Origin of the sequence: Bacillus cereus group sp. MG20 (assembly GCF_040459885.1) — a bacterium.
Lineage (GTDB): Bacteria > Bacillota > Bacilli > Bacillales > Bacillaceae_G > Bacillus_A > Bacillus_A cereus.
In genome coordinates this window covers 779,329-801,178 of sequence record NZ_JARVHF010000001.1, presented here as the reverse complement: position 1 = coordinate 801,178, position 21,850 = coordinate 779,329, and the positions used below count along the sequence as shown (strand labels likewise).

Here is a 21,850-nt window from a genome sequence, read left to right as displayed (position 1 = left end):
ACTGTAAAATCAATAACTGCATCTTATTTTTGTTGAAAAAATTCTCATTCTTATTTTGAAAGTGATATGGGTACATTTACATGCACATCAATCTTTTATTATGAAGTGGCCCTTGAATATATTGTTTTTTATTGACAGACATAAAAATGATTTATTTGCTGTATTGATAATTTGTAGATGTTATAATAAAATGTTTATGTATATGTAAACTTAATTTATTTTTGTTTGGTTTTATTGTAAGGTTAGGCAGTGTTGATAACAATAAAATAATGAATATATCACCTGTAAAAAGAATGAAACCAATACGGAGAAGGTGATTTCGTTAAAAATTCGAAAAATAAGCGTTATTAGCTCTTGAAGAAAAATTACAAGCATATGGAAAATAGGGTTATACAAAAAGTCCTAAAGGGGGACGGAATTATGGAGAAAAGAAAGTATTCAGTAACACCACAAGATCGAATGAATTATGTATTAGGTCATTATTCTGCAGATCAACAAATTAATGCAGTTCTTTATTTTCCTGTAGGTATATCCAAGGAAATACTTGAAGAATCAGTAAGGATAACGTTGCAATTGCAACCAGTTTTGAACAGCCGGTTTGTAGAAAATGATATTCCTTACTGGGAGGAACATTCATCTGACACTAACTCATCTATTTGCTTTTTTGCAGAAGGAAATAATCAAGAACTTGAAATAATGGCAATAGATTTTATTAAGGAACCTGGTGATCGTATTCAGGGGCCTATGGTTCAAACGAAATTATTACGGGGCACTACAATAGATATGTTAGTTGTGAAATTGTCTCATCTATGTTCAGATGGTGCAGGAGTCAAGGAATATATAAAATTGCTTGGAACAATATATACTCACCTTTCATTGGGACGGTCTAAGAAGCAAATTATAAAGGAATTTGATGAGGGAAATGAGAGTTGTCGAGATCAATCACATGTATTCAAATACGCTGGAATATCGGACATAAAAAGTGCGTATCGTCCTAACCAAGAACAACAGGCATCGTTATGGTCTTTTCCATCTCAACCTAACAAAAATAAATTTCCCCAAATGTCCGTACGGCGATTGAGCCATAAGCAAACTCTACGTTTAACCCAATGGACAAAAGCACAACAGGTTACCTTGAATGATGTAATCATGACTGCTTACTTCCGAGTTTTATCACATTTCACTGTGTATGCAGAACCTCGCACTGCAGAAAAAATGATTGGTTTGACAATTGATTTACGTCGATATCTGCCTAATAATACAACTGGTGCTATTTGCAACTTATCCGGTATGGAAATGCCAGTGATTAAAATGGAAGACGATGAAACATTTAAGCAGACTCTTGGTCGAGTTAAACAATCAATGGATAAAATAAAGTCTCAAAATCCAGGTCTTTCTTCAGCAGCAGGAATGGAGTTACTGGCAGAAATGAAGCTATCTACAGTGAAGGAAATGTATAATCAGCAATATGAACAGGCTGTACAGATGGGGATGGCGTTGCCATTACTGACAAATTTGGGAGTGATTGCTGAGGAACCTATTCAGTTTGGTCAAATTCAAGCTGAGGACGGGTATATGGCATCACCTATTATGTATGCACCATTCTTTTCAATGGGAGCAAGCTCTTATAATGGAAGGCTTACATTTACGATCGGTTATCATGCGCCGGATACATCAAAAGAAAAGGTAGAAAAATTTTTAGATAGTGTTGCTAATCAACTATCAGAAATAAAATAAAAGAGAATATAGAGAACAGATTTCTAACAGAATTGTATTTTAGGGGCTCGTATCATGTATGGATAATCTCTGGAAATTTTCTCTGACCGCACTTGCCTTTATGCTTTATATACAATGGGAATGGTAGTGAGAAACAATTTGTATCGTGAAAAAACAAGATATATCGGTATAAAAACAATAAAACAGAGCTGATTTAAATTACACTTTGAATCAGTTCTGTTTTGCTAGTGTGATGGTCCTTACAACAAAAAAAGTAGGCTGTATCCGGTTAGGGTAAAGCGGATTTTTAATTTTTTTGAAAATAAAGTTGACATCCATAACTACTTAGTCATACAATGTAGATGTAATAAGTGATACTGAATAGTTCGGATTCACAAAAACTGTTCAGTAAAAAATTCGCCTTAGTACTCTGTGATACTGAATATAAGTCAGACAGAATAGGGGGTAAAGGAGGATCAGGACATGGAAAATTTAACTGAAATGCTGAAAGGTTCACTGGAAGGGTGTGTACTGGAAATCATTAGTCGCCGTGAAACGTATGGCTATGAGATTACCCGCCACCTGAATGATCTTGGGTTTACCGAAGTTGTGGAAGGTACGGTGTATACCATCCTCGTACGATTAGAGAAGAAAAAGCTTGTGAATATTGAAAAGAAACCATCAGATATGGGACCGCCTCGTAAGTTTTATTCATTAAATGAAGAAGGCCGCCAGGAGCTTGAATTGTTTTGGGAAAAATGGGATTTTGTATCGTCAAAAATTAACGTCTTGAAGTCAAAATAGGTTCATAAGATAAAATGTTCCGGCCGATATTTTGAGAATTTCTTGTTCGGTTTTATAAAAAAGGAGGAAAATAAGATGTTAGAAATGTTCAAAAAGTTAATTGGTGATAAAAAAGAGTACAAAATGATGATGGCACGAGTTGAGGCTCTGCCAGAGGACTACCAATTTGTATTTAAGAAAATTCAAAACTACATGTGGAATTTTTCAGCGGGTAACGGGATGGATATGTTACACATACAGTATGAATTAATCGATTTGTTCGAAGCGGGTGCAGCGGAAGGAAGACAAGTGCTTGACATTACTGGGGATGACGTGGCTTCCTTTGCTGACGAACTAGTGGCAAATGCTAAAACTTACGTCTCCAAGTATCGTGAAGATTTGAATGAAAGTATTATGAAGAAATTGAGAAAAAAATAAATGGAATAAGTAGTACCGACTGATTAGCTGGTTACACATATGAATTGCCATCATAGCTATTCAGTTATATTTTTAACTCGGTACTAAGTAATACAGAATATCAGTGATACTAAATAGATAGAGGTAAATAAATAGTCTTCGCAAAACATTTTTATAGGGAGGAAAAAAGTATGAGTCATGCAGCGATTTCTGTAAAAGGCTTGAAAAAATCCTTTAAAGACAAGGAAGTTTTAAAAGGGGTAGATTTTGAGGTGCAGCGTGGAGAAATTTTCGCGCTGCTAGGCTCAAATGGAGCTGGAAAGACGACAACGGTTAACATCCTTTCGACGCTAATGAAGCAAGATAACGGTGAAGTAAATATTTGCGGATTTGATGTACAGCGTCAACCAGACCATGTTCGTCAAAGTATCAGTTTGACAGGGCAGTTCGCAGCTTTAGACGGTATGCTGACAGGGAGGGAAAACTTGATAATGATCGCCAAATTACGTGGTGTTTCCAATCCCGCTCAAGTTGCTGACAATCTACTTGCAAGATTTAGCCTGACTGATGCGGCAAACCAAAGGGCAGATCAGTATTCAGGCGGGATGAAGCGCCGGCTTGATATCGCGATGAGTTTGATTGGGACGCCAGCAGTTATTTTTCTTGACGAACCAACGACTGGACTTGATCCTGAAGCGCGAATCGAAGTGTGGGATACAGTTAAGGAACTTGCTGGTAGCGGTACAACTATTTTGCTTACGACTCAGTACTTGGAGGAAGCAGAACAACTGGCAGACCGTATCGCTATTTTGCATGGCGGAAAAATTATTACGACAGGTACTCTTGCTGAACTAAAAGAGATGTTCCCACCGGCAAAAGTGGAGTATATCGAAAAGCAACCGACATTGGAAGAAATCTTCCTTGCGATCATTGGTAAAAAGGAGGAGATGTAAATGAAAAGTAGAACAGGTGTATTACTAGGTCGTTTAATGCGTAACATTATGCGCAGCCCGGATACAATTATTACAGTAGCGATTACGCCGATTATGATGATGCTATTATTTGTCTACGTGTTTGGCGGCGCAATAAAAACAGGAACGGAAAATTACGTCAATTATTTATTGCCGGGAATTTTGCTAATGGCTATCGCATCCGGTGTAGCTTACACTTCCGTGCGACTCTTTACGGATGTAAAGAGTGGGCTGATGGCACGTTTCATTACGATGCCTATTAAGCGCTCATCGATATTGTGGGCTCACGTTTTAACCTCTCTTGTTGCTAATGTACTTACTATCGTGGTGGTTATTCTTGTTGCACTCTTAATGGGCTTTCGTTCCAGCGCTAATATTCTAGATTGGCTTGCAGTAGCTGGGATACTAGGGATGTTTACGCTGGCGCTAACATGGCTAGCTATCATTCCAGGATTGAAAGCGAGGTCTATGGAAGGGGCGACTGCTTACTCGTACCCGCTAGTTTTTCTTCCATTTATTAGTTCGGCCTTTGTACCTACCGAAACGATGCCAAAAATTGTTCGTGTGTTTGCGGAGAATCAGCCTGTAACTTCAATCGTGAATGCGATTCGTGCTCTTTTATATGAAGGAACTGTTGGTAACGATATTTGGATTGCGCTCGCTTGGTGCGTAGGTATAATGGTCATCTCTTACTTTTTCGCCAGTAAAGCATTTAAACGTCAGTTAGGGTAAGAAACGTGATAAACGAAACCTTCAGGAATAATATATATTTAGAAAAGCACGGGAGATTTTCCGTGCTTTTATTATTTATCATGCTCTCATTGTAGTAAATGAAATGGTATTTAAAAATAGGATAATTATCCAGTGATAAAGCTTAATATTTGAGGCTCACTGCTTATGGAATGTATAAGCACACTCGTTTTTGTAAATCTGCTAATACTTCATCGGGTATTTCTTTGATTTTAATATCCTTCCCTAGAAAAAGCAGCCAATTTATTATTTCCGTCACTTCATCGGGATTGTTAACATTGATAAAAGTTTTTAAAATGGCTGTGGATTGGTAAGGATTAGTATAAGATATTGAAATTTTTAAAGGATGGTATTTTTTGAACTGGGCAATTGCTGTCGGACCAAGTTCAAATACAAGGTTAATTGCTTCGTCCTTCTTACTTAGTTTTTCTAAAATCTTTTTCTTATTTAGCCTTTTGTTCGTCGTGTATGGTTCGATATTAATGAGATCATCGACAGGAAACATCATCTTCTTTTCTTTTTTTAAGTCAAACCCTTCAATGATCCAATGGCTTTTTTCTTGATAAAGGTGCAATAGATAAATTGGATAAGACTTGATTTCTTCATCTTCTTTCATAGTAATCAATAAATGGTTATCCAAAAGAAGGATTTGAATGAGTTTTTCTAACATAGGATGGGGGAGATCAGAAAGCTCAAGTAGATCGGGATTATGAGGGTTAGTCCCTTGGAAAAGCAAGAGTTGATTTAAAAGAACGAGATCATCTTGCTGGGTTTCTGAGATGAGTCCTAGTAGTTTTTCGGCTAAAGATTGACGACTCTTTAGGTAGGGAAGTTGTTGATTCCTCGTAGCCATAAAGGCAATAAAAAGAGCTTTCACTTCATTATCAGTAAAGCGAACAACGGGCAGGATAGAGTTGTGCATAACAAAATATCCCCCGGTCCTCCCAACTTCAGCGACAAGTGGCATTCCCATAGCTTCAATTTCTCTAATGTCTCTAATAGCTGTCGACCGTGATATGTTAAATTCTTGTATAATTTCAGAAATTGTAAAGTGAGAGCGGTTGTTGATATACCGCATAATTGTATTAATCCGTTCAACCTTTTTCATTTTAGTCTCCTAAACAGTATCATTTTTTGACATGGTTTAAAGGTATTATAAACGTATCAGATGAAAAGATAAATCGTTTGATTAATAAAAAAAGAGGCAGGTTTTGAATATGAAAAATTATACTATAGAAGAAAAAGATAGCTTTATTGTGTTAGGTATTGGAACTGAAATTAAGAGTGAATACACAGACTTTGCTGGAATAAATAAAGAAAAGGAAGACTTTTGGTCGGCTGTTAAAGAAGATGGAAGGCTGGACACTTTAAAAGCTTTAGCTACAAATGAATACATTTTTTCCGTGAGCGAAGCGGTGAATAACAAAATGATGTATTATGCGGGTGTCATGACAGAAGCACAAATAGAGGAAGAATCTAGAGTGATTCAGTTTCCGAGGGGAGAATACTTAGTAGTGAAAGGGGAAGACAAAACGGCTAAAGAGCTAAGTAATAAGCTTACTGGCATCGCCTTCGGTCAAGCTTTACCAGAAGCAAAGGATTTTGCCTATGTTGGTGGACCTAATACAACGGTTGAGATGGGACAGAGAAATGGCCTAGTATTTGGTGAAATGTGGATTCCGGTTGTTAGGAAGTAAAGTGATAAAAGGTGCGAATATGGAAAGTAGAGGCTAACGATCTTGTATTGTTGGCCTTTTTGAAATGAATATAATATTCATATACTGCTACACAGTATGTTCTGATAAAATGGAATAAAAGGGAATTCCTGTAAGGTGGTGGCGGATTGAATAAAAAAAGATTATTTGAGCTATTCATAGTAACGTTTGTTTTTCTATTCCTTCATGTAAGTACATTTACTAATGAAAAATTTAACGATAAATTGGGATCTTTTACTTACATTGTTTTATTTCTTATGCTTACTATCAACGCTATATTTATAGAAAGGTATTTTGGTGATATACAAAAGTGGATTCGAAATATTACATGTTGCTTTGCTTTATTCGTAGTGGTTTTAGTAGCTCTATGGATAGGTTATTTTTAGTCCTTACTTAAGAGAATGAGAAATATGTGATTACACTACATTTGATCCGATACTATTACTTAGCTGCATCGGTTTATATTAATCTTTTCTCTCCTCAATCATGATAAAATGTACAATAGGAAATTTTATGTAAGATAAAGAAGGAAGGTTTACGGTCAGCCTGAGTACTTTGCTAGCTTTTGCGCTTGTTTCACTTAGTATGGTGAGCCTATTTTGATTTATCTTATTTCTCATTCCATTACACAGGGGCGTATGGCAGGATTTATTTTTTTATTAAGCATCATGCTTGGATTTGTAATTCATATAAATGAAGCAACTTTAGTATTCACTCAAAAATCCATTGTCTATGAAACAACTAGATTTGTAAACGGCTTTAATAGAAAGATGTCTATTGTATTTTTTGCGGCAAGATTAAATAGCTTTTTTGTTACTTTACAATAAAGTATACTTAATATCAGTAATTCATGTAATTAGGGGTGGTTTCTATATTTAGAGAAAATACAAAAAGGATACTTCTGTCATTAGTAACAAATCCAATACTAATAATTGTATATGGGATTTTTTGTTATGAGTTGGCCTTATACTGTAAGTACGGAAGAATGAATTATAATATTTATATTATGTTATTATGTATAGTACTTTTTATATCCATAACTGCATTTACTACAATGCGGGTGATGAAAAATAGAGAATATAAATCTAAAAAATTAACTAATTCAATAGTATGGAGATCCATTTCTATTATCATTATTGTTACAATTACATCATTTTATGGGATGCAGATTTATAAAAGTGCAATAAATTACAATGGCAAATTGGCATGGTTTATAGAAAAGTTAAAACATGAAAGATCAGTTAAACTTAAACATAATAATATATATAAATCTGGAGTAGAAGGTATTTTTGAAGATATAAATAAAAAATATCCTTTGCCAAAGAAATTGTATATGGCAACTGATTTTGATCTTACATTTCATTCAGATGGAACAATCACAGCGTTTGATACATTTGTTTATGGGAAAAATGTTGATGGGAAAGAAGAAACTTATTTAATCTCTTATAATAAGAAGAAATCAGAAGATATTACTATAATACGAGATGGATATGCAAAGCCTGATTATAATGATGATAAATTAGTAGAACCTTTAATTAAAACGGTTAAGGCGATCCCAGTTAAGCAAACGGTCAAAAAATGGAATGAAAGTAAGTATGGGTTGATTTATTATGGAAAAAGGAATTGGGGATCCAATACAGAGGGAATTATTAATATTACTGAGGATGGTAAGGGGCAGAGTCTTAAAAAAGCAGCTTCTGATATCATTGGATATACTGTATCTATATTTGTCCCTGGAAAAGAGCAAGAGCTAGTCCCTGCTAGATATAATTTAATAAGTGACGCAAGTTGGAGTAAATCAAAGACGCCTCCAAAAGAAGATATGCTTAAAGAAAAGAAACAACAAGATTTAAAGAATGAAAAAGAACAGTTTTTCCTATCGAAAGAAGTTGGTTATAAACTAAATATGACAGATAAAGCATTAGGGAGCGCCTTTTATTCATTAAGCAAGACTAGTGATGAAGGGAAAACATGGGAGGTTATCAATCCAGACCCATTTAATGGGGGGATTGGTAGTGTATCAGGAATCACTTTTATAAATGATAAACTTGGGTTTTTAGGAGCAATTAGGCCTTCTGGTAATGAAGGAGAGTTATATCGCACAGATGATGGGGGAGTATCTTTCAAAAAGGTAGAATATCCGCCGCATGAAGTGAAATTAGATCATACACAGTCCACAATAAGTCCTTTTGATTCACCTAGTATGCCATATGAGAAAGATGGGGTTTTTAATATGTTAGTTGGACAAGGGGCAGATGGAGACTACAATGGCGATAGTAGTGCACTTTATCAATCAAAAGATAACGGAGAGACATGGGAATTTGTAGAAGAAGTGAAAAAGAAATAATCAGAATTTTTTTGAAAAATAAGATAACTACTCAGCTATACATTTTATTTAGAAGTTTGGTAAGGGGTATAATTCCAGCCATGAAGATAAAAATGGACCTATGCCTCGCTGTCTTTCTTTGTTTTATTTCTTATGCTTACTATCAACGCTATATATAGAAAGGTATTTTGGTGATATACAAAAGTGGATTCGAAATATCACATGTTGTTTAGCTTTATTTGTAGTGGTTTTAGTAGCTCTATGGACAGGGTACTCTTAGATCCTTACTTAAGAGAATGAGAAGTATGTGATTACAATACATTCGATCCGATACTATTACTTAGCTGCATCGTTTTATATTAATCTTTTCTCTCCTCAATTATGATAAAATGTACAATAGGAAATTTTATGTAAAATAAAGGGGGAAGGTTTATGGTCAGCTTGAGTACATTGGTAGCTTTTGCAATTGTTTCGCTTAGCATGGTTTGTTCACCTGGGCCTAATATGATTTACCTCATTTCCCGTTCCATTACGCAAGGACGTATGGCGGGATTTATTTCTTTATTGGGCATCATGCTCGGATTTGTAATCTATATAATCGCAACTATGTTTGGACTTACAGTTCTATTCGTTGCTGTTCCCGCTGTATATGAAGCAGTAAAGTGGGCAGGTGCTGCTTACTTGCTCTGGCTCGCCTGGAATTCGATTAAACCGGGTGCTACATCTATTATGGAACCTCGTATGATTTCTAATGAGCCACCAAGGAAATTATTTCTGATGGGACTCATGACCAATCTTCTGAATCCAAAGATTGCTATTTTGTATGTATCACTTCTACCTCAATTTGAAGATCCAGAGAAGGGATCGTTGCTTTTTCAAGGTGCAGTTTTGGGGCTTACGCAAATCACTGTTAGCTTTATAGTTAACCTTGTAATTGTATGTACAGCAAGTAGAATTGCAAAATGGTTTGGCACACGCCCGACGTGGCTACGAGTACAGCGTTGGCTTATGGCAAGTGTTTTAACGGGGATTGCTGTACGTCTTGCTTTTGAACGTCGACAGTAAGAGCCTCTTTACCGTCAGTTTCTATAATATAACCTAATAAATATTAATATAATTTATGTATAGTAGATATTTACCTTATAAAATAAGGGGGGAATATTATGACTGAGACAAACGAATCTTCAGGAGTTAATTTGAAAAAAGATGTGAAGTTTTCTATTATAATTCCTGCGCATAATGAAGAAAAGTACATTAGAAAATGTTTAGATTCAATTGCAAAGGCATCAGAGGCATATAAAGAGCAAACGGAAGTTATAGTTGTTTTAAATCGTTGTACAGATAAAACAGAGGAAATAGCAAAATCTTATAATTGTGTTACATTGAAAAATAACGATAAAAACTTATCTAAAATTCGAAATGCAGGGGCTAAAATAGCTAGTGGAGAAATAATCGTTACTATAGACGCTGATACCATAATGACAGAGTCTATGTTGATTAATGTAGATAAATATTTAGCTTCAGGTACATACATTGGTGGTGGGGTGAATGGTAAGTTTGAAAGAATATCTTTAGGAATATTTCTCTCCGCAATGTTAATCATAATCCCCTTACTTTTTAAGTACGGAGCTATATCTGTAGGGATTTTTTGGTGCTATAGAAAAGATTTTATGGCAATCAACGGATTTAATGAAAACATGCTTATGGCAGAAGATGCAGATTTCGCTAAACGTTTAAAAGAGTGGGGAAAGAAAAATAATAAGAAATTCGGTACTATTAAAAATGGAATGATAACTTCATGCAGAAGATTTGATACATATGGAGACTGGACTTTACTTAAAAATCCAAAAGTAATTTTAGCTTATCTAAAAGGAAATGATAGAAAATACGCAGATAAGACATATTATGATAACCAAGAAAGATAAAAATGGAGAAAATCAGAAGAGGATAGCTAGTACTTTTTTAGATATAATGAGAATCCAACTTAATTTAATAGATATTATAAGAAAACCATCAATTTGATTATCTTTTTTCAAATTGATGGTTTTTATTTTTGAAATAAATATGTATTTTTTTATGAAAATATTTTTTGACCCCCATAAAACTATGTATTCCTCCGAATATGTATAGTGAAGAAAATAAATAGAAGAAAAATGACTATGAAAGAATATAGAAGCATTAATAAAATTGCTAGATTAAGTGGGCATCCAAAGTAAAAGGATGAAATTACCAATTATATAGAGGAGAGTTATTCAAGGATTGCAGATAAAATAGAAAGAGAATAAGCAAAACGAACGGTAGAAAATAAGAAAGTAGATAAAAATACAAACTTAACTGTAGTGCCGAGAGAAAAGGAAAAATCATTAAGAAAACGTTAGACTCTAAAAATATAACTAACAGCAAGAAAACAAGACCGAAGAAAAGTACCAAGAAAATCTGGTTAAATGGTCACTTTTGTAGTGGCCATTTTGCTATTTGAAGGAGGCTGGGAGATTACAAGTGTTGAGTTTAGTAATGAAGATCTTAAGAAAACCGAAAATAGAAGATATCGTATGTAACATACAAAACAACGAAGAAGATAAAGAAGCGTTTATCGTACAGTATCAGCCTTTTATTAGAAAATCAATCTCATCTGTCTGCCGCCGATATATTACAGAACAGGATGATGAATATAGCATTGGATTGTTTGCGTTTAACGAAGCAATTGAACAGTATTCCTATACAAAAGGAAAATCCTTTTTAGCGTTTGCTGATCTTCTTATAAAAAGAGATGTAATTGACTATATACGTAAGGAGTCTAAACATAACTTTGTCTTTTTAAAAGAAGATGAGCAAGAGGAAATGTTAGAAATGCAAGTGTCGCTTACGGAGTATATGAAAGAGATGGAAAATAGTAACCGTAAGGAGGAAATTCTTCATTTTCAAAGTGTGCTAGCTGAGTTTAAAATCACATTCTCAGAGCTTGCTAAAGAATCTCCTAAGCATCGTGATACGCGTGAGCACTTAATAGAAATTGTAAAAATTATTATAAAAGAAGAGGAAATGATGGAAGAGCTGTTCCGAAAGAAAAAGTTACCGCTTAAACATATTGAACCGCGTGTTAGGGTAAGTCGTAAAACGTTGGAACGACATAGAAAATACATTATTGCAATGTGTATTATTTTTGCAAACAACTATACATATATTCTGGATTACATAAGAGGGGAAAAGCATGATGAATAAAGGAATTGTGATGGATATAAAAAAGCATAGCGTAGTTGTTTTAACACCAAATGGAGAGTTTATTACGTGTAAAAGAAAAGGGGATTCTTGTATGATCGGGGAGGAAATCTCATTTGATGAGCAAGAAAAAAAAGCATCGCATTTTTCGATCCCTTCCTTTTTAAAACCTGCATCAATACTTGTTGCTTGTTTTCTATTTGCAGTGCTGTTTTTCTACAACCAACCAGAAGAAAAAGTATTTGCTTACGTCTCAGTTGATATAAATCCAAGTTTAGAGGTGAGCGTAACGAAGGATTTTCGTGTTATAGATTTACAGGCTTGTAATGATGATGGAAGGCGTATTTTAAAAGAATTGAAGCAATGGGAAAATAAACAATTACAAGAAGTAATACGTACTATTATAAAGCAAAGTCAAGAGGATAAGTATTTAATGAATGATAAGCAAGTTATGCTAACAGCAGTTGCAAAGGACAAGGCGCTAGAACCACAGTTAGAAAAGGCAATGAAAGAATTGAAGAAAGAATATGAGTTAAAACATATTACAGTTGAATATCAAAGTAGCACGATGCAAGTACGAGAGAATGCTAGAAAAGCTGGAATTGGCATAGGTGTCTATATAAAGCAAGAGAATGAGAAAAACAAATCGCTTACTCCTCCTGCCACGCCGCCTAATCCGGTGGAAAATGAAGAAGAGGTGCAATCACAGCCGGAGTCATCTCCTGATGCATCAATGGATTTACCTCCTGTAAAAGAAAAAAAATATGAAAAGCAAGAGCAGAAAGAACAAAAGAAAACAGAGGGACAGCCATCGAAGCAAATAAAAGAAAACAATGGAAGAGGATCTCAGCAAGAAAATAGAGGGAATCAACAGGAGAATAACAGTAGAGAATCTCAACAAGGAAATAATGGGAATCAGCAAGGGAACAACGGAAGAGAATCACAACAAGGAAATAATGGAAATGGGCAAGGGAACAACGGAAGAGGATCACAACAAGGGAATAATGGAAATGGGCAAGGGAACAACGGAAGAGGATCACAACAAGGGAATAATGGAAATGGACAAGGGAACAACGGAAGAGGGTCTCAACAAGGAAATAATGGGAACGAGCAAGGGAACAACGGAAGAGAATCTCAAAAAGGAAATAATGGGAATCAGCAAGGGAACAATGGAAGAGGATCTCAACAAGGGAATAATGGAAATCAGCAAGGGAGCAATGGTAGGGGGTCTCAGAAAGAAAATGATGGAAACGAGAAAGGGAACAATGGTAGGGGGTCTCAACAAGAAAATAGAGGCCACCAGCAAGGGAATGAAAAGAAGAATCAATAGAATATGGAAGTGAGAGATTCATTTCAAAGCTAAAAGGATTTCTCTCGCTATTGTGGGCAGTAAAACTCCCATCTCAAAATTTGGCTGGGGCAAAGAAGTTAGGTGGGAGTTGGGCTGCTTGTAAATGCCCAATTGGTGAGGGCTGATTAAAGTTGCACTTTATTATTTTATAGTTCTATTAAGAAGGAGTATGTGAAAAATATAATGGAGAAAAACATTCAACAAGAGAAAGATAAAGAAAAACCTGTTTTTTATGATCCGAAAGGAAGGAGAAATATAGCCTTTATTTGGTTTCTATGTATCTCAATAGTTAGTGTAGGTGTTGTATTCTATTTTTTCTTTCAAAGTATTTTTTCAACACCAGAAATTCCAAATATGAATACCGCTGTACAACAAGATACTAAACTTGTACCAATTAATCAAAAACTTAGTGATCAGCAGTTAAAGAAGGAAGAATTTAACCCAAATACCGAAACGAAGGATAATAAAAATTTGGTGAATCCACCGAAGGATAGTAAACAACCTAAAGAAGTGTATGGTTTTTATGTAAATTGGGATGAAAATAGTACCGCTTCTTTAAAAGAAAATATCGATTCCTTAACTACGTTAGTACCAGAGTGGTATCATTTAAAAGCAGATTTAACGATTAGAAGTGAGATAAAACCTGAGATAGTAAAGTTGGCAGAAAAAAATCAAGTGAAGATTATGCCTTTGCTTACTAACTATACTGAGGAAGCTTCTGGTCCTGATAGTGGGCTAATTCATAAGTTACTGAATTCCTCAAATGATGTAAAGACAAAGTTTATTAATGATTTAGTAAGCCAAGTTAAAAAGAATCATTTTTCAGGAATTAATATTGACTTTGAGGCCGTACCTGAAAGTGATAGAGAAAACTTAACAAATTTTATGAAAGAACTTACTACGGAATTTCATCAACATGATTTGCTCGTTACACAAGATGTTCCAGCTAATGATAAGGCTTTTGATTATAGTGCGTTAGCAAAAATAATAGATCGAATGATTGTAATGATGTACGATGAGCACTATGGAGCCGGGGAACCAGGACCAATTGCTTCAAATAAATGGTTCCAACATACATTGAAAGAACTGAATATTCCGTCTAATAAGCTTATAGTTGCTTTCGGTAACTATGGATATGATTGGCAAGTAAATAGTAAAGAAGCTGCGAAGTCTTTAACTTTCTCAGAAGTTATGGCAATGGCTCATGATTCAAATATGAAAATTCAATGGGATAAAATGAGTGGAAACCCTTATTTTAGGTATAAAACAGAAGGGAAAGAACATACTGCTTGGTTCTTAGACGGTGTAACTCTTTATAATCAAGTGAAAATCGCAATGGACAATCATGCAAAGGGATTTGCGTTATGGAGACTAGGAGCAGAAGACCCTACAATATGGAAAGTTTTAAAAAATCCGATTGAGGCACAAAAAAATCCTAATGTATTACATAAAATCAATAGTTTAGATGAAGTAAATTATTCTGGACAAGGTGAAATTTTACAGATTGAGAATGAAAGAAAAAATGGATTGAGAGATTTTAAAGTAGGCAAAGATGGTTACCTTACAGATGAAGTATATCAATCCTTACCATCTGCATATGAAGTGCAACGATATGGAAAACCAAATGGGAAACAAGTAGTATTAACATTTGATGATGGACCAGACCCGAAATATACGCCAGAAATTTTAGATATATTAAAAGAGAATCAAATAAAAGCTGCTTTTTTTGTACTTGGTGAAAACGCACAACTAAATACTAGTATTGTAAAAAGAATATACGATGAAGGGCATGAAATTGGCAATCATACTTTCAAGCATCCTAACATAGCTGATACGTCTTTACTACGAACGAAAGTAGAACTTAATACGACGCAACGTTTAATTCAGGAAGTAACTGGACATTCTACGGTTTTATTTAGACCGCCATATGAAGCGGATGCTAACCCGGATTCATCAAATGAAATATTGCCTATTTTACGTGCACAAAATATGAACTATACAATGGTAGCGGAAAAAGTTGATCCCGAAGACTGGGCAACACCATCAACAAATGAATTAGTAAAGCGTGCTCTTAATCCCATTTATAAGGGAGAGGGAAATATTATTCTTCTCCATGATGCGGGAGGGAATCGTACACATACAGTAGAGGCGCTCCCAATCATTATTAAAGACCTAAAAAAGCATGGATATAGTTTTGTAACAATTTCAGATTTAATGAATAAAGAACGAGATGAAATTATGCCTCCTGTTTCTTCTGAGGGGAAGCAATATTTACTTTACAATAAAGCTGTCTTTTCAGGAGCTGGATATTTTAAGCATATATTAACAACTATTTTTTATATCGCTATTGGATTAGGGGTTTTTCGATTCTTATTCTTAATTTATTTTGCATGGAAGCAGAAAAGACAGACGTTATCTCGCTATATTAATTCGTCTTATCAACCTTTTGTTAGTGTTGTCATAGCGGCATATAATGAAGAAAAGGTGATAGCTAAGACGATTCGCTCAATTTTGAATAGTAATTATAGAGAATTTGAAGTTATTGTTGTGGATGACGGATCGACAGATGGTACGTCAAAAGTAATGAAAGAAACATTTTATAAACACCCTAAAGTTCGTTTCATTCAGAAAGAAAACGGCGGGAAATCATCGGCAATGAACCAAGGGTTTCAACAATCGCGAGGAGAAATCATTGTCACTTTAGATGCGGATACTATTATTGCGCAAGATGCTATTTCTTTAATGGTTAGACACTTTGAAGATCAGAATGTAGCTGCAGTTTCAGGTAATGTCAAAGTGGGGAATAGACGGAATTTGTTAACTACTTGGCAACATGTTGAGTATATTACAGGGTTTAATTTAGAACGTAGAGCTTTTGATGAGTTAAATTGTATTACAGTCGTTCCAGGAGCTATTGGGGCGTGGCGCAAGAAGAATGTAGTTGAATCTGGATATTTAAGCGAAGATACATTAGCAGAAGATACGGATCTTACTATTACATTTTTACGTCAAGGGCATAGAATTGTATATGAAGAAAAAGCGCATGCTTTTACGGAATCACCTGAGGATGTGAAAAGTCTCATTAAACAGCGATATCGTTGGTCATATGGTACACTTCAATGTCTTTGGAAACATCGAAAAGCGTTGTGTAATTCAAAACATAAAACATTAGGATTTATTGCACTGCCTAATATGTGGTTATTCCAATATGTTCTGCAATTCATTGCTCCTTTTGCAGATATATTAATGATTATAGGACTATTTAGTAGTAATCCGCTAAAAGTTTTAGGATTTTATCTTGTATTCTTTTTAATGGATCTTCTCGCTTCTCTGTTCGCATTTAAATTAGAGGAAGAGAACCCAAAACCATTGGCATGGTTAATTTTACAACGTTTTATTTATCGTCAATTTATGACTTATGTTGTCATTAAATCTATATTCTCATCGCTTCGAGGAGTAGCGGTAGGGTGGAATAAACTAAAGAGACTGGGGAGTGTTAAACATTCCACGGAACATAAGGAGGCATCATAAAAGAGCGGACTATCTGCTCTTTTTTTCATTGATTTTAGTTAGTTGAATGTAGAGTTGTAGCATAAAAACTGCTGCTTCTATAACGAGATTCCTATTCACCATTAATAGTGAGACATTATGTTAAGCTAATCCTTTAGTTTCGGATTAAAGTTTTTTTATATTTTTTTAAAATGACGGACACAAAAACGCATATACCTTCGAATTATATATATGGATAACATAAATATGTATATAAAAGGGGAGAAATAAGATGAAAGAAAAAAAAGAAATGTTTCAAGAAATCGCTGAGGTGTTAAAGGTATTGGCGCATCCAGTTCGTCTATCTTTAGTAAAAATAATGCTTGCAAAAGGTCCTACTAATGTAACAACAATGTATGGGGATTTACAAATGCCTCAAAGTACAATTAGTCAACATTTATCTAAACTAAAAGCTGCTAAAATGGTTACAGGTACTCGGAAAGGATTAGAAATTTATTATGAGGTAACTGACAATCGCACAAAATCAATATTAGCATGTTTAGTTTAAATACAGACTTCTATTTCAAAATAAAAAACGCTATTCTTTTCTATGATTTTACAGAGAGAATAGCGTTTTTTATTTTGAAGGAGTATCTTTTTATATGCCTATAGAATGGAGTGAAAGGTTTATGGGTTTAAATGTACCTACTATTACCTTAGGTTCTAATGCGTCTAATAATGAAAAAATTCTCGGTTTAGGGGTGCTTCTTTATAGCTTACGTACAATTGAGATTAGAAAAAGTAGAGCGAGCGCTTAATGAGGCGGAAGTAGTGTTTATATGCGAAACTTTATAGAAATCTCATTTTTCTAATTGTATCTTTTTAGATTGATGGATGTGGGGTCACGTCCATCAATCTAAGAAAACAAGTTAGCTAAAAAATGATGAAAATAAACTTTATAGAAATAAAAAATATGAACGTTGAGGATTAAACAAAGTATATAGTGCTTTTTTAGTCATGTAATCTTTTAATCTGATGATCTTTTCCCCATTCAAACAGATCATTCATTATTTGCATTAAAGATTTTCCGTATTCACTTATGGTGTACTCAACCTTTGGTGGTACTTCTTGATATACGGTACGATAGATAATCCCATCAGCTTCAAGTTGCCGAAGTTGTTGTGTAAGAACCTTTTGTGTAATGTTTGGGATTTCTCGTTTAATTTCATTTGTTCGCATTTTTCCATCCGACAAAATACATAAAATATGAACTTTCCATTTTCCACCGATTACATCGAGTGTTGTTGCAATTGGGCAATTATCATTTTGATTCATATAACACCTCCAAAGGTACTTCAAGGTTCCTATAGTACCTGAAAGTACGTACTTTTCAATTATATGTAACTCATTCATACTAATACGTAAAGGATTGATTAATTTATAAAGGGGCTGGAAAATGATGAGAACACTTGTAATTGTAGCACACCCTCATATTGAAAAATCAAAAATTAATAAAAGATGGATAGAAGAACTTGAGAAACATTCAGATGAAATTACGGTGCATGAATTATATAAGGTGGCACCAAATTGGGAGTTTAATATTGAACAAGAGCAAAAGTTATTAGTAGAACATGACAGATATATATTTCAATTTCCGCTTTACTGGTACAGCACACCACCATTATTAAAAAAATGGTTCGATGATGTATTAACATATGGATTTGCGTACGGATCACAAGGAGATAAAGTGAAGGAGAAAGAATTTGGTGTAGCTATTTCTATAGGTGGATTAGAAAAAGACTATGAAAATAGTGGGATTACAATGGATGAGTTGACGAAACCATTCCAAGCTACATGCCTATATACAGGTATGGAATTTATACCTTCCTTTTATTTATATGGTGCAGAATATAAACTAAGTGATGAAGAGATTGATAAAAGTGCACCTGAGTATGTGCAATATGTAATGAACAAGAAGTATTCTAATATATAATGAAAAATAGCCATTTACTTGTGAAGTAAATGGCTATTTTATATTCTTCTTATATTCACTAAGTGTAATCTTTAGTAAATTAATAATTAATCTGGTAAAATAAAAAATCTAACATATATAAAGGGGAGTTTTACTTGAGAACGATGCGACAATTATTACAAAAGAGAGCAATGCAGTCACCAAATTTGGAAGCGCTTGTAGGAGGGAAGAAAAGATATTCGTTTCAGCAATATAATGAACGAGTAAATCAGCTTGCACATTATTTGTTACATAATGGTGTGCAAAGAGGAGATCGTATAGGAATACTATGCAAAAATAATCACCCATTTCCAAGCGTTATGATGGCAAGTTTAAAAATTGGAGCGGTATTTATTCCGCTAAATCATCAGCTTACTGTATATGAATTAGAAACGATTGTAAAAGAAGCGAAATTAAAAGTGTTAGTTATTGATGAAGAATTTAGTGAAGTGTTATTAAATGTTGATGCTGTTAAAGAAATTCCTTATGTAATTCAAACGACAAAAGAAGGTTTTGGTTCATTTGAATTAGAGCTGCAAAAACAGCCAACGACAGAACCGAACGTAGAAGTTCATGAAGAAGACGACGCCATTTACTTATTTACTTCAGGAACGACTGGACAGGCGAAAGCATGTGTAATTGGACATAAAAACTTACATCATTATTTTGCTGAAATTGCGGGACAAAGAGAAATCCCAGCAGGTGAACGCTTTTTATCTGTGCATCCATTGTTCCATATGAGTGGCGTGCTTTCTATTTTAAATTGTATTTATCATGGCGTTACGATGATTTTCTTAGCTGATTCGAATCCTACTCTTATTTGGGATAAGATTGAAGAAGAGAAAATTACTACGATGCTTGCGTTCCCTGCTGTTTATAGTTACATGCTTGATGAATTAAATAAAAAAGAACGTAATATTTCAACCTTTAAAGTAGCACAAAGCGGTGGTACAAAAGTGCCAGAAACACTCATTCAAAAATATATGGAAAAAGGAATATATATGGTGCAAGGTTATGGTAGTACAGAAGGTTGGGTTGTAACCTCATGGCATCCAATGATGGGAAAAGAAAAGATGTCTTCTGTAGGAAAAACCTTGAAAAATGTAGAGGTGAAAATTGTTCATCCGGAAACAGGACATGAATTAACAACAAATGAAGTTGGAGAGATTCATGTGAAAAGTCCATACATGTTTAAAGGGTATTGGAATAATGAAAAGGCGACAAAGAAGGTAGTAAAAGATAACTGGTTTAACATGGGTGATGCTGGCATGATAGATGACGATGGATTCCTGCATATTATGGGAAGATATAAAGACGTTATTATACGCGGTGGTGACAATGTATATCCAGATCAAGTAGAAGATGTTATTCATGAAATACATGGTGTTTTAGAAGTTGCAGTAGTTGGAGTTCTAGATGACTTTTGGGGAGAGGTTCCAAGAGCTTTCATTGTGAAGGATAGCGAAACAATATTAACAGAAGAAAGTATTACTCAGTATTGTAAACAGAAATTAGCCAGTTACAAAATACCAGAAGTGGTATTCATGGATGAGTTACCGAAAAACGCTTTAGGAAAAGTGTTGAAGAGGGAATTACGAGATGTAGTTCTTGTGAAATAGAAAATTATGAAACGATGGAGAACCCAGTTATGTATAAAGCATGACTGGGTTTTTATGTATCAAAAACATAATAATTTACTAGATTTTGTATTTTGTGTAAGATAATAAAGAATATTCAATTAATAATTTGAGGGATGAAATTAAATGAAGCTACCGTTATTAGAAGTAGAGACGGATAGACTCATTATCCGTCCATTTCAAAAAGATGATTATGGAAGTTGGTTAGATCAATTTTCTTATTGATTATAAAAATAAAGAAATGGACAAATAAGGAGAAAAGAAAATGAAGACTATAAACGTATTTCATTACGACGCATTTACGAATAAACCAAATAAGGGAAATCCAGCAGGTATTGTATTAGAAGCAGATGGATTAACGGAAGAGGAAATGCAAATTATTGCTGAAAAAGTTGGATATAACGAAACAACTTTTGTTCTTTCCTCAGAAGTAGGAGATATAAGAATGCGCTATTTTACACCTGGTTTTGAAATGGATTTATGTGGTCATGGGACAGTAGGGACGATATATGCCTTGCGCGAAAAAGGTTTATTAGAAGAGAAAAGTAACCTTACGATTGAAACGAAGGCAGGGATTTTACCAATACAAATAGGTGTAAATGAAAAGGGAGAAACCTTTATTAAAATGAGGCAGACAGCACCTCAGTTTAAAGATTTTGCAGGTTCAAAAGAAGAATTAGCTCATAGTATTGGTTTAGAAGTAAATGATTTAGATGAAAGTTTACCGATTGTATATGGAAGTACGGAGAATTGGACTGTAATTGTACCGATTAAAAATCTTGATGCGTGTGAGAGAATGAAACCTAATACTGATGCATTTCCATCAGTATTAAAAGAAATACCTAATGCTTCCATTCACCCAATTTGTCTAGAAACTTATGATGAACTAGCACAAATGCACGGCCGTCATTTTTCATCAGCTTACGCTGGAACGATTGAAGATCCAGTGACAGGAACAGCTTCAGGTGTAATGGGAGCGTATTATGCGGAGTATTTAGAGAAAGATTTTGAACATGAATTGGATTTAATCGTTGAGCAAGGACAGGAAATAAATAAAGATGGTCGTGTAACTGTTTATGTAACGAAAGGGATAGAAAACGAGAAGTTACAAATAGATATTGCTGGAACAGCGGTATATGTGAAAGAGTTTGAAGTTTTAATATAAAAAAAGAAAGCCCGGCATACATCCGGACTTTCACTATCTGTTCAATACTTCAATATACGAAGCATTTCCAGTTGTTCTTAAAGCAGAGCGAAAATTGTTATTTTCTAGCGTTTTAGCGACTTGTTGTAATTGCTGTGCATCATCATGATGGATAAGTAAGCTGTCAGCACCGCTTTCTTCTATATGAATGTGTTCGACATTTCCGATGGCATCATGTACAGCTTTTAAAAATTCAGGTTTCATATTGTCCTCCTATATGTATGTAACGTTGTTGTTAGTATTTCCTTATTTTTGAAATAT

21 protein-coding genes and 3 pseudogenes are annotated in these 21,850 nt (G+C 34.5%); 21 read left to right on the top strand and 3 right to left on the bottom strand.

Annotated elements, in window-relative coordinates:
• The first annotated feature begins 420 nt into the window (after positions 1-420).
• The 5 genes from QCI81_RS04120 to QCI81_RS04100 all read left to right on the top strand — a co-directional run bounded on the left by QCI81_RS04120 (position 421) and on the right by QCI81_RS04100 (position 4,619).
• The gene (locus QCI81_RS04120) at positions 421-1,737 is read left to right on the top strand and encodes a condensation domain-containing protein (RefSeq protein WP_071731221.1); all 1,317 of its coding nucleotides are present in this window, start codon (positions 421-423) and stop codon (positions 1,735-1,737) included.
• Positions 1,738-2,199: 462 nt separating this feature from the next.
• Positions 2,200-2,520 (top strand): PadR family transcriptional regulator, encoded by a 321-nt coding sequence (locus tag QCI81_RS04115; protein WP_000429487.1) that lies wholly within the window; start codon positions 2,200-2,202, stop codon positions 2,518-2,520.
• Between the two features lie 75 nt (positions 2,521-2,595).
• On the top strand, positions 2,596-2,937 hold the full coding sequence (locus QCI81_RS04110; protein ID WP_000891986.1) for a DUF1048 domain-containing protein: 342 nt from the start codon (positions 2,596-2,598) through the stop codon (positions 2,935-2,937).
• A 170-nt stretch (positions 2,938-3,107) separates the two neighbouring features.
• Positions 3,108-3,869 carry an ABC transporter ATP-binding protein gene (locus QCI81_RS04105; RefSeq protein WP_071731220.1) on the top strand — a complete coding sequence of 254 codons (762 nt, stop codon included), beginning with the start codon at positions 3,108-3,110 and terminating at the stop codon, positions 3,867-3,869.
• Positions 3,870-4,619, top strand: a complete 750-nt coding sequence (locus QCI81_RS04100) for an ABC transporter permease (RefSeq protein ID WP_071731219.1) — start codon at positions 3,870-3,872, stop codon at positions 4,617-4,619.
• A gap of 163 nt (positions 4,620-4,782) precedes the next feature.
• On the opposite strand, the gene QCI81_RS04095 is transcribed toward QCI81_RS04100, so the two are convergent.
• Complete coding sequence (locus QCI81_RS04095; protein WP_065212056.1) at positions 4,783-5,745, bottom strand: helix-turn-helix transcriptional regulator; 963 nt, start codon at positions 5,743-5,745, stop codon at positions 4,783-4,785.
• A 109-nt stretch (positions 5,746-5,854) separates the two neighbouring features.
• Here QCI81_RS04095 and QCI81_RS04090 point away from each other — a divergent pair, with 109 nt between their 5' ends.
• From QCI81_RS04090 to QCI81_RS04035, 12 genes and pseudogenes are all read left to right on the top strand, one after another.
• Positions 5,855-6,334 (top strand): GyrI-like domain-containing protein, encoded by a 480-nt coding sequence (locus QCI81_RS04090; RefSeq protein WP_002195671.1) that lies wholly within the window; start codon positions 5,855-5,857, stop codon positions 6,332-6,334.
• Positions 6,335-6,480: 146 nt separating this feature from the next.
• Complete coding sequence (locus tag QCI81_RS04085) at positions 6,481-6,738, top strand: DUF3963 domain-containing protein (protein WP_001036214.1); 258 nt, start codon at positions 6,481-6,483, stop codon at positions 6,736-6,738.
• 199 nt (positions 6,739-6,937) lie between these two features.
• Positions 6,938-7,045 (top strand): annotated as a pseudogene (locus QCI81_RS04080) (LysE family translocator); the annotation flags it as partial.
• Between the two features lie 169 nt (positions 7,046-7,214).
• Positions 7,215-8,699, top strand: coding sequence for a WD40/YVTN/BNR-like repeat-containing protein (locus QCI81_RS04075; RefSeq protein ID WP_081366353.1), 1,485 nt, complete (start codon positions 7,215-7,217; stop codon positions 8,697-8,699).
• Positions 8,700-8,804: 105 nt separating this feature from the next.
• A pseudogene (locus tag QCI81_RS04070) lies at positions 8,805-8,958 on the top strand (DUF3963 domain-containing protein); the annotation flags it as partial.
• Positions 8,959-9,110: 152 nt separating this feature from the next.
• Positions 9,111-9,743, top strand: a complete 633-nt coding sequence (locus tag QCI81_RS04065) for a LysE family translocator (protein ID WP_071731218.1) — start codon at positions 9,111-9,113, stop codon at positions 9,741-9,743.
• A gap of 98 nt (positions 9,744-9,841) precedes the next feature.
• The gene (locus tag QCI81_RS04060; protein ID WP_071731217.1) at positions 9,842-10,603 is read left to right on the top strand and encodes a glycosyltransferase family 2 protein; all 762 of its coding nucleotides are present in this window, start codon (positions 9,842-9,844) and stop codon (positions 10,601-10,603) included.
• Positions 10,604-11,177: 574 nt separating this feature from the next.
• Positions 11,178-11,900 (top strand): RNA polymerase sigma factor SigI, encoded by a 723-nt coding sequence (gene sigI / locus QCI81_RS04055; protein WP_002082432.1) that lies wholly within the window; start codon positions 11,178-11,180, stop codon positions 11,898-11,900.
• The gene (locus QCI81_RS04050; protein ID WP_071731215.1) at positions 11,890-13,227 is read left to right on the top strand and encodes an anti-sigma factor domain-containing protein; all 1,338 of its coding nucleotides are present in this window, start codon (positions 11,890-11,892) and stop codon (positions 13,225-13,227) included. Before sigI ends, QCI81_RS04050 begins: the two co-directional genes overlap by 11 nt.
• A gap of 204 nt (positions 13,228-13,431) precedes the next feature.
• On the top strand, positions 13,432-16,779 hold the full coding sequence (locus tag QCI81_RS04045; RefSeq protein ID WP_098033507.1) for a trifunctional glycoside hydrolase family 18/polysaccharide deacetylase/glycosyltransferase family 2 protein: 3,348 nt from the start codon (positions 13,432-13,434) through the stop codon (positions 16,777-16,779).
• Between the two features lie 250 nt (positions 16,780-17,029).
• Positions 17,030-17,305 (top strand): ArsR/SmtB family transcription factor, encoded by a 276-nt coding sequence (locus tag QCI81_RS04040; protein WP_000660066.1) that lies wholly within the window; start codon positions 17,030-17,032, stop codon positions 17,303-17,305.
• A 94-nt stretch (positions 17,306-17,399) separates the two neighbouring features.
• Entirely contained in the window at positions 17,400-17,555 is a 156-nt protein-coding gene (locus QCI81_RS04035) for a hypothetical protein (RefSeq protein WP_001121201.1), read from the top strand.
• 193 nt (positions 17,556-17,748) lie between these two features.
• On the opposite strand, the gene QCI81_RS04030 is transcribed toward QCI81_RS04035, so the two are convergent.
• Positions 17,749-18,072, bottom strand: a complete 324-nt coding sequence (locus tag QCI81_RS04030; protein WP_001072980.1) for a winged helix-turn-helix transcriptional regulator — start codon at positions 18,070-18,072, stop codon at positions 17,749-17,751.
• 124 nt (positions 18,073-18,196) lie between these two features.
• Here QCI81_RS04030 and QCI81_RS04025 point away from each other — a divergent pair, with 124 nt between their 5' ends.
• The 4 genes and pseudogenes from QCI81_RS04025 (at position 18,197) to QCI81_RS04010 (ending at position 21,550) form a co-directional block, all read left to right on the top strand.
• Positions 18,197-18,730: an NAD(P)H-dependent oxidoreductase gene (locus tag QCI81_RS04025; RefSeq protein ID WP_071731245.1), complete on the top strand. Its 534-nt coding sequence runs from the start codon at positions 18,197-18,199 to the stop codon at positions 18,728-18,730.
• 143 nt (positions 18,731-18,873) lie between these two features.
• Positions 18,874-20,367, top strand: a complete 1,494-nt coding sequence (locus tag QCI81_RS04020; RefSeq protein ID WP_080672484.1) for a class I adenylate-forming enzyme family protein — start codon at positions 18,874-18,876, stop codon at positions 20,365-20,367.
• Positions 20,368-20,511: 144 nt separating this feature from the next.
• Positions 20,512-20,604: pseudogene (locus QCI81_RS04015) on the top strand (GNAT family N-acetyltransferase); the annotation flags it as partial.
• A gap of 46 nt (positions 20,605-20,650) precedes the next feature.
• The gene (locus tag QCI81_RS04010) at positions 20,651-21,550 is read left to right on the top strand and encodes a PhzF family phenazine biosynthesis isomerase (protein WP_353810618.1); all 900 of its coding nucleotides are present in this window, start codon (positions 20,651-20,653) and stop codon (positions 21,548-21,550) included.
• 33 nt (positions 21,551-21,583) lie between these two features.
• On the opposite strand, the gene QCI81_RS04005 is transcribed toward QCI81_RS04010, so the two are convergent.
• Positions 21,584-21,793, bottom strand: coding sequence for a hypothetical protein (locus QCI81_RS04005; RefSeq protein ID WP_000801654.1), 210 nt, complete (start codon positions 21,791-21,793; stop codon positions 21,584-21,586).
• Positions 21,794-21,850: the final 57 nt, after the last annotated feature.